We start from the raw sequence: 3,073 nt of genomic DNA, 5'->3' as shown, positions 1-3,073 counted from the left end.
TGCCCTATTATTTTGTCATTTAAAAGGGGCCTACACTCTTAGCGTTGGATTTCTCCAACACCAGAAAGTGTAGACCCGAAATTAGTTTTACGGATTCAATTAACAACACACTAAAAAATTACCCAGAACAGTTTTGGTTTTTAAATAATGGGATCAGTCTAATTGTTCCAGATGAATCGCAGATCAGCAATTTGGAATATGACAAAGTCAAATTAGTCAGTCTTTCAGAACACCCTGTCTCAGTAATTAATGGAGCTCAAACATTAAGCGCTGCCCTTATGACCTTGAACCAAAGTGATCGTATTAGCAGTAATCCGCAGGTTTTATTACGAATTTATACTTTCTCTGACGCTCTGCACCGAACCAAAGATTGCAATGTAAACAAGGCTAAAGCTGTTATGATTGATGAAATCACTAGAGCTCTGAATCGGCAAAAGCCAATTGGTGCGGAGGATATTGGGTATGCATCTCCGTTTGTAAAAACGATTAACGCAATTGATGAATCAAAACATATGCCGATCACTTTCAGGTTAGCAAGACGTGGTGAGTTTGTTGGCGGTAAGCATGTATATTCATTGACTTCTTTTGCAAAGATAGTTGAAGCATATTTAGTACAGAATCCAGGCACCGCAAGATCTATAAGTCGTAACACTATATTAAAAAACGAAGGCCCAGAGCCACTAAAATTTACGCACAGGTCCATTTTTATTGGGCAAGAGAAGCTAGATGATCCGGACGTTTACTTTCAGGATGTATTTAATATTCACTACGCACCTGTTAATTTTGCATTTAGTCTAAAAGATACGATTGGCAAGTTTTGCTCTAGTGAATTAAAGAAAACACCTAACGACAAGTCAGACATTACTAATGAAATTAATCACGAGTCAGCAGAGGATCAAGAAGAAAGCAAGAAAGACCAGATTCGTAAATCAATACTCAACAACGGCCGGACTTTTTTGCTAGCCCTTATGATGTATCTAGGTTCTAATTACAACCGTAATTCTACGACCTCGGATAAATCTGCAGCTAATTACTCAGAATGGGGGGAATGGGCGAACGTTTCTGGAGATAAAGGTGAGCCAACTGAATTCGATATCCATAGATTATTACAAGATATTGAAAACAGCTTTGTTGAATATACCGTTAAGAAGAATCTAGCAATCGATTCTAACTTTTTCAAGATCGATCGAAATTACCGTGAGTTTCGAGAGTGGTACCTTCACAGTCCCGCTGGCCATGATAGTATTGGGATAATGAAACAACGATAACAAAGCGACAGAGTTTCAAAGTTGCCGTTCATACAACTTTTGCGATTAGCTAGCGGCCAATTCGATATTTGAGCAGTTCAGATTACCGCGTTAGTACTGGATCACATGGTTGTATTATTCTTTAAGAGCAGTCGGATAGTGATGATACAACAAGTCATAACGTGGTTACTGTGCACGCTGGTATCCACAGTTGAAGATCCTCTTAAGGTCCCTGAGTGCTTGCAATCAACAGCAAGACGGTTTGCGTGAGAGCAAAAACGGAAAGATCTTACTAATTGGGAGCGGCTTGACAGTGGCAAGCTTATCCAAAACCTTTGAGGGGTTTTGCAGTGTTACGTTGAAACAGTTATCCTGCCAAAAATATGTTTAGGCGAGGCAATCAATTATATGTCCTGGGCCTGCGAGTAGCTTCAAGTTGCGTGCTTCATCATGTCGAAATGTATTTGATAAACAATGCCGGGGATCACGAAGCTGATTAACTCGGAATGGTAAAACTAGTTAATTAGTCGCATCTCATTAACGGTTTAAGAAGCTAAGACCCGCCCAATAGAACGAGGCGGGCCTTAGCTTTAATTATTCACATGTTCGGTTGTTTGGTTCATGACGTGCTTCGTCAGCACCTACACATTTTCCGACAGGACTGATGTGCGGCAATCTTGGCGTCAAATTGATCAAAGTGCCAGTCATTGCGGCTTGCAATATGCGCCGGCACAATTGCTGCCTCGTGAATCGTCTTATTCTTAATCAAGTGGTATAAGCAACGCTGGCTCCGAGCAACGTATTTGGCTTTTGTGCGATTTTCCGTGATTTATCGTTTGTTTGGCAGTCTGGTATCATCGTTGTGTAGGTAACATCATGGACAGCGCAGCCGAAATTGCACGTGTAGACTGTGCTCCGTGTTCGTCCGACTGTTTCACAACAGTCTTAATTAATGTTTTATTTTTTCCAGAATCTACATTGCTTAATTAATTCTGTATACTTAGGCTTCTTTAATTTTGAGATAACAGTTGACGCTATGGATCAGAGTAGTACTTGTCAAGGTGGTTGGCTGTGTTACATGACTTGTCGATTTAAAGCGAAGTACCAATCATAACGGTTCTCTATAATTAACAAGGTTTTAGTGCGTGCGGTTAGTTTTAAAACCAGGATAGATTTAAACTCACTTGTGTACGGACTTATTGGTCAAGATTCGATTCTTACGCAAAATTGACTAATGCAAACCCATTTTCAGCTGAGGCACAAATGTAAGTCTGCTGACGTTCAATCAGAGATAAATCTAATCTGTGATTCAAACTTTCAGCGTAGGCAGTTAATCTCTGACCGTGCGACTTTATTGCAGATAAGGACCTCACAAAGTATTTTGCATATACTGCATGATAGATCTGTTAGCGCTTACGGTTTTGTGGTCTAATGGTTATGTTGAAAACTTTTATGAACTGGAGGAATAATTTTGAATACAACTGTTGGCGAGGGCGGCACACCCAAGTATCGTACCGAAGAATTTTCGTTCAACGATCTTAACAAAAACGGTATTACAGTGCCAAAATTCCAAAGAAGCTTAGTATGGTCTGATCCAGCAAAAAAGAGCTTCATTCAGACAATTGCCAATGGATTTCCATTTGGATCAATTCTGTTATATAAAACTGGCAAGGACCACTATTCAATTATTGACGGCTTACAACGTTTTTCAGCCTTAAATAGTTTTAAAAGGGATCCTGGACACTATTGGGGGTCTACACTTTCTGGTGTTGGAGAAATCCAACGCTAAGAGTGTAGGCCCCTTTTAAATGACAAAATAATAGGGC

The 3,073-nt window shown here is 40.0% G+C and carries 2 protein-coding genes; both read left to right on the top strand.

Going from position 1 to position 3,073, the window contains the following annotated elements:
* Positions 1 to 44 precede the first annotated feature (44 nt).
* Entirely contained in the window at positions 45 to 1,268 is a 1,224-nt protein-coding gene (locus GN107_RS11250) for an AIPR family protein (RefSeq protein ID WP_155287932.1), read from the top strand.
* 1,450 nt (positions 1,269 to 2,718) lie between these two features.
* Positions 2,719 to 3,036: a DUF262 domain-containing protein gene (locus GN107_RS11245; RefSeq protein WP_155287931.1), complete on the top strand. Its 318-nt coding sequence runs from the start codon at positions 2,719 to 2,721 to the stop codon at positions 3,034 to 3,036.
* Positions 3,037 to 3,073 lie beyond the last annotated feature (37 nt).

Source organism: Lacticaseibacillus zhaodongensis (assembly GCF_009687905.1).
GTDB lineage: Bacteria > Bacillota > Bacilli > Lactobacillales > Lactobacillaceae > Lacticaseibacillus > Lacticaseibacillus zhaodongensis.
This window is presented reverse-complemented; position numbering and strand designations above follow the sequence as displayed.